This is a genomic window from Photorhabdus sp. P32 (assembly GCF_038085095.1).
Taxonomy (GTDB): domain Bacteria; phylum Pseudomonadota; class Gammaproteobacteria; order Enterobacterales; family Enterobacteriaceae; genus Photorhabdus; species Photorhabdus luminescens.
On sequence record NZ_JAZGJN010000157.1, the window covers coordinates 1 to 5,564 of the forward strand.

The 5,564-nt window shown below is 34.3% G+C and carries 10 protein-coding genes and 2 pseudogenes; all 12 read left to right on the top strand.

Annotated features, from left to right (window positions below; genetic code table 11):
* Positions 1–30 precede the first annotated feature (30 nt).
* The 12 genes and pseudogenes from V2H77_RS23530 (at position 31) to V2H77_RS01260 (ending at position 5,555) form a co-directional block, all read left to right on the top strand.
* On the top strand, positions 31–168 hold the full coding sequence (locus tag V2H77_RS23530; RefSeq protein ID WP_445935444.1) for an HNH endonuclease: 138 nt from the start codon (positions 31–33) through the stop codon (positions 166–168).
* 3 nt (positions 169–171) lie between these two features.
* Positions 172–630, top strand: a complete 459-nt coding sequence (locus V2H77_RS01215; protein WP_341497340.1) for an SMI1/KNR4 family protein — start codon at positions 172–174, stop codon at positions 628–630.
* Positions 631–784: 154 nt separating this feature from the next.
* Positions 785–1,039, top strand: a complete 255-nt coding sequence (locus V2H77_RS01220) for a hypothetical protein (protein WP_341497347.1) — start codon at positions 785–787, stop codon at positions 1,037–1,039.
* Positions 972–1,127: pseudogene (locus V2H77_RS01225) on the top strand (RHS repeat domain-containing protein); the annotation flags it as partial. The gene V2H77_RS01220 and the pseudogene V2H77_RS01225, both read left to right, overlap by 68 nt.
* A 90-nt stretch (positions 1,128–1,217) precedes the next feature.
* Positions 1,218–1,643, top strand: coding sequence for an AHH domain-containing protein (locus tag V2H77_RS01230; RefSeq protein WP_341497345.1), 426 nt, complete (start codon positions 1,218–1,220; stop codon positions 1,641–1,643).
* 5 nt (positions 1,644–1,648) lie between these two features.
* Positions 1,649–2,197 carry a hypothetical protein gene (locus V2H77_RS01235; protein WP_341497341.1) on the top strand — a complete coding sequence of 183 codons (549 nt, stop codon included), beginning with the start codon at positions 1,649–1,651 and terminating at the stop codon, positions 2,195–2,197.
* A gap of 352 nt (positions 2,198–2,549) precedes the next feature.
* Positions 2,550–3,080, top strand: a complete 531-nt coding sequence (locus V2H77_RS01240; RefSeq protein WP_341497342.1) for an SMI1/KNR4 family protein — start codon at positions 2,550–2,552, stop codon at positions 3,078–3,080.
* A 368-nt stretch (positions 3,081–3,448) separates the two neighbouring features.
* Positions 3,449–3,811, top strand: a complete 363-nt coding sequence (locus tag V2H77_RS01245) for an Imm43 family immunity protein (RefSeq protein WP_341497343.1) — start codon at positions 3,449–3,451, stop codon at positions 3,809–3,811.
* Positions 3,812–3,827: 16 nt separating this feature from the next.
* Positions 3,828–3,983 carry an Imm43 family immunity protein gene (locus V2H77_RS23535; RefSeq protein ID WP_445935443.1) on the top strand — a complete coding sequence of 52 codons (156 nt, stop codon included), beginning with the start codon at positions 3,828–3,830 and terminating at the stop codon, positions 3,981–3,983.
* 402 nt (positions 3,984–4,385) lie between these two features.
* Positions 4,386–4,622: an AHH domain-containing protein gene (locus V2H77_RS01250; protein WP_341497346.1), complete on the top strand. Its 237-nt coding sequence runs from the start codon at positions 4,386–4,388 to the stop codon at positions 4,620–4,622.
* A gap of 54 nt (positions 4,623–4,676) precedes the next feature.
* Complete coding sequence (locus V2H77_RS01255; protein ID WP_341497344.1) at positions 4,677–4,865, top strand: hypothetical protein; 189 nt, start codon at positions 4,677–4,679, stop codon at positions 4,863–4,865.
* 289 nt (positions 4,866–5,154) lie between these two features.
* Positions 5,155–5,555 (top strand): annotated as a pseudogene (locus V2H77_RS01260) (type VI secretion system domain-containing protein).
* Positions 5,556–5,564: the final 9 nt, after the last annotated feature.

A 5,564-nucleotide genomic window follows, 5' to 3' on the forward strand; every position in this document is an offset into this window, starting at 1 on the left:
CGATAGGAGTAGCCGGTAACGGCTACTCCTATCGCGACCCGACCAACCGGATATACGTGGCATCATCACCATAATTCAGGTTATATGCAGCTAATCCCAACAGATCTACATAGCAAAGTGAAACATACCGGTGGAGTAGCAACGAAAAAATGTCCAAAGGGAAAATAAATTATGGTTGCCAATATTATTGATTTTAAAGGACCAATTGATGAAATCTCAGTCACTAATTTTGAAAATGAGATAGGAAACTCTCTTCCAAATGACTATCGTAATTTTCTAAAGAAATATAATGGGGGTTATCCTGATCCTGATGCTTTTCTTTTTTTAAATGATGAAGAAGATGGCTCATCTGTTGATCGATTTCTTAGTTTAGGCTGTGAAAAACATCATGACCTAAGAAATTACTTTATTGATTATAAAGATAGGATTCCTCCAAAATTTTTGCCAATAGCTCATGATCCAGGTGGTAATTTGATATTGATTTCTTTATCAAACGATAATCCTGGGGTATTTTTCTGGGATCATGAATTTGAAGCAGATGAAGGAGAATTGCCAGATATGAGTAATGTTCATCTCATAAGCCATACATTCACTGATTTCTTATCAGTTTTATATAAGTTGGAAATTTAATTATCTAATACTAGAACGATGTAATAATCTTCCGGTTATTAAATTGTAATTGTCCGGCTAATTAACTTGCCGGACAATTAATTACTCTATTTTATTTCGTTGTATAATCCCTAATCAGCTCCCGCATTCTGAGCTTAATCTCACTGAGCTGGTCTTGCTGGCTCTGGTACTGTTGTTATGGGACAGCGATGTGCCGGCGGAAATCCGCGAGTATCAGCATGGCCGGAGAGGTGCAGACCCAGTATGCGGTCAGCGCCCCGACCGGGGAACCGCTGGCGCTGTTCGACCCGGCAGGGAAACGGGTGTGGCGGCGGCCGAAGCAGTCCCTGTACGGGCTGCGGCTGGGCGGACCGGGAGAAAACCCCCAGCTCGATCCGGGCCTCCGATTCGCCGGGCAGTTATGGGATGAAGAGTCGGGGCTCTGCTACAACCGGCACCGCTTTTACTCACCGGAAGGCTGTTGTTACCTCAGTCCTGATCTCCTGGGATTGCTAGGTGGATTGAACCCATATTCATACGTGAATAACCCAACAACATGGATAGATCCATTCGGGTTGGCAGGGTGTTCGACCAAACTGGGTAAAAACATGATGGAAGATATGGGATTGCCGCGTTCAACTAAATGGAGTGGTCATCAAGCTCACCATGTTATACCGAAGGAATTAGCAAATCATCCTGCTTTGAAAAAAATTAATTACGATATTGATGTTGCTGCCAACGGAATATTTTTAAGAAAAGTTGATGATGGTGTTAGTGCAATGGCAAGACATCAGGGCAACCATCATGGATATACAGATGCAATGAGGAACGCTTTAGATAAAATAGATCTTAAACAATCAAAAGAAGCTATATCGAAACAAGTAGCTAACATACAAAATATAGCCAAAAAAGGAATGACGGACGGAAATATAATTAGATCTAAAGATATGTATAACACGAAAATATTTGGTAAAGATATTAATCAAATAGGCAGACAAAGAGTATTTGATCGTTGGAGTGAAATATTAGGGTGATATCAATGAATGAAACAATAGATTTTTATATGGAGCCAATGATATTTTTTAAAAGCTCTGATTTTCTTTCAGGTTCTTCTGGTAAATTAGAAGAGTATGAAATTATAGAAGATAAAGACGATGCTATAAAACTTCTTTTTGATCAAGATGTTCCGAGTTCATATATAATTTGGGGCGATTTTTTTTCTGAACTTGTATCTGAGTTTTATCTTCATGATGATTATAAAAAGGCAGAAAAAGATATTCTTGATAGAACTAGAGTGTCAACTGAAGATTATGTAAAGGAAAATATCAGAAAGAGAAAATTATATCTGATGAGAAAAAAACAAGGATTAGCTGACAATGCAGAATATGATTCTTTTTTAGAAGAAGTTGGCGATGAGTGTCACTATATGTTAAATATGATTAGTATTTATCGATATTTATTTTCTTTGAATAAGAATTCTAAATTGGAGGAAATATTCTCCATATTTAAGAAAGGTTTTATGCCATGTGGTATTACTGAGGATAAAAAAATAGTCGTTTTTAATCCAATGGTATTAAAAAACAGTTGATATAGAAGACATATCATCATGAAAAAGCCGGAAAGCTCCCCGTGATCTTTCCGGCCTTTTTTATTTTTATGCTTAAAATAAATATTTTACAGGTTGATATTATATATAAAATATATAAATTAAAAACAAAAAAATATAAAATAAATAATAAGAAAAACAAAGAAATAATACAGAAAAATATAAAACTCATAGCAAATATATACATAAGATATATTTTTGCTATTTTATTCTGCTTTCTCTCTAAAACAGCAAAAAGCCGGAATCTCTTCCGGCTGGAGTTACAATAAAAGCTGAAGGGTCAGGTGGTTTCTTTATACATGTAACTGCCCTTAATCCCCCAGGAATGTAAACTATGAGCATATTTAATTTAAAAACTATATTACCTCCTCCTGTATCTCCGAATGAAGCAGGTCAAAAGGGGAAATGGCCATTGATAGATAATAACTACCATTTTACTAATGATTTCATTGAGTTCATAAATTGCTATGGGACAGGAAGAATAGCTAACTTTATTAATATATTTAATCCATTTAGTGAAAATGATGATCTAAATTTCTTCAATCAGAAGGATTTGATTATTGAGGATTTTAATTATTTAATTGAGGATGATAAAGATTATTATCAGTTTTCTCTTTATCCTAATAAAGAGGGATTACTTCCAATAGGAGTGCCTGATAATGGTGATTATATATTTTTGGTTATATCACCAACAGATAGCAGTGATTCATGGAAAATAGCAATTATTGCCTCAAGATCTCCAGAAGTCGAATACAGGCAAGAAGATCTAACATCTTTTTTAGAAGGTGTTTTATCCAAGAAAATAAAATGCATGTCATTCCCTGATAATTTCCCACCTAATAATATAGTATTTGAAAGCATTTAAAAAAATAAGCCGGAAAGATCCGCGTGATCTTTCGGCCTTCTTATAATCTAGCGAGGAGCATACCCACAGTAAGCCAGTGCCGACCGGAGTTTACCGATGGCTCCCTTATAAGAGAATGAATCCAATGGTTTAATTCCGTCTCAAAAAAAACAGCTTATTGCCAAGGTGATATTTTTTATAAAATGAAATTTTCTTTATCCATGATCAGGACAATATTATTGAAATGACGCTTAATGATGCTTTTCATCCACATGAAGAAAATATGATTTTAAAAACAATAATCAGATGGATACGAAAAATAAAATATGGTCTGGTCAAGTGTCTACAACCAAATGTGGGAGAATAAATGAATCAATTATTATGTATTAATGAACGATTATAATTCTTCACTCATGCCAAGATATCTTCATGCTATAGTAGATACCGAGAAGAAAATTAATGAAAAATGGGATTATGAAGGCTCCAGGCATAATATGCCTTATTATCTCTTAGATACGAAATGCCCTAATACTTTGTATTTATTATGTAATAAAAATATTGGGAAATTGGGATTTAATTATTATCAACACAATATGGCTCATATCCTATCTGATAGATTTTTCGATATTATCAATGAATTTAAATTAAGCGTTCATGTTTTAAAAAAATTAATTGCGACATCTATTAAAGATGGAAAAACTATCAATAGCTCATTAAATTATCTTTTTTTACTGACAAGGCGTTATTTCTGAATAAAAAAATTCAATATTGGAAAAAGATAAATATAAAGATAGAAATTTAATTCCTCATAAATTACCTTTTCATAATGAATCATTAAATTATGATATTTTTTCAATACGGACTACTTTATTAGCAGGATTTATCTTTATTTCAGAAAAAGTAGCTAACAAATTAAGTAAATAAAATATCAAAGGAATAAAGCTAATTAAATTAGATGAAGTCTTGAATCACTATTGTGTGGATTTTAGGTACGACATTAAAACTAATGTCAAAAAAGGGAAAATAAAATTACCCTAAGCTAATAGTAAAAAACCAGAAAGATCCCCGTGATCTTTCAGCTTTGTTATTTTTATGTTTAAAACAAATAGATTACAGGGTTAAACTTATATATTAAATATATAATTTAAATCAAAAAAATATAAAATAAATAAGAAGATAAAAAAAGAAATAATACAGAAAAATATAAGATTAATAGCAAATATATACATAAGATATATTTTAGCTATTTTATTCTGTTTTCTCTCTGAAACAGCAAAAAGCCGGCATCGCTTCCGGCTGGCTTCTTTCTTACCGAGGTGAATACCTATACCACGCCAACGCCGACGGATTAGTGCAATGCCAAGGCATCAAGGTAATCATCACGGATATACTGATGCAATAAGCAATGCTCTGGATACAATAAATTTAAATCAATCAATTGATGCCATATCGAAACAAGTAGCTCACATCCAAAATATAGCTAAAAAAGATATGGAGAATGGCAATATTATTAAACCCAAAGATAGGTATAACACTAATATCCAGGGGAAAAACGTAAATTAAAAAGTAAGACAAAGCATCTTTGATCTCTGGAGTAAAATTTTAGGATAATTTAATATGGGTGAGATAATAAATTTTTATATGGAACCTGTTAAATTTTATAAAAGTTCGGATTTTTTATCCAGTTCTATTGAAGAGTTTAATGAATATGAAATTATTCATAATAAAGATATGGCATTAAAGCTTATTTTCGATCAAAACATACCCAACAATTATATGGTTTGGAGTGATTTTTTCTCTGAATAGAGTAAAAACATCCACCCAGGATCAAGTTAAAGAAAATATGAGAAAAAGAAAATGATATCTTATAAGAAAGAAACAAGGGTTAGTTGATAACATAGAATACGATAATTTTCCAAATGAAGTAAATAACGAATGTAATGACAGGTTAAATATGACAAGCATTTATTGATATTTATTTTCTTTTAATCAAAACACTAAATTAGAAACCCTATTTTCTATATTCAAAAAATGAATTATGCCGTGCGGTATAAAGAAAGACAAAAAGGTATGAGTTATTTTTAATCCTATCCTTTTGAAGAATAGTGAACAAATAGAGAGAGAACAGAGTCTGACACTGGCCCCTTACTGGCTTGACGGGCACGCTATCGCCGCTCAGGCCGCCGAGAAACTGGGTTACCGCGCCGTGGCTGACGCTATTCGCGATGAACTCCGGGCATTTCTTGACCGCCTGCCGGTTTTACAGCGCCTGTCTTTCTCCGATATGAGCCCGTTTATCTCAGACGCCACGCTGAACTGGCTTCATCCCCCGGCGGTGACCGCCGTCAACAACGGCGCCGCTCAGGAAACGGACTGGAAGCCGCGCTCAACGCCGCGGAGCAACATCAGCAACAACTGACCGAACCCCGGGATCACTTCTACGGTCAACTGCTGACGGCCCAGTTACTTGAGCAGGCGGAGTTGAAAACAACCTGACCCACAGCG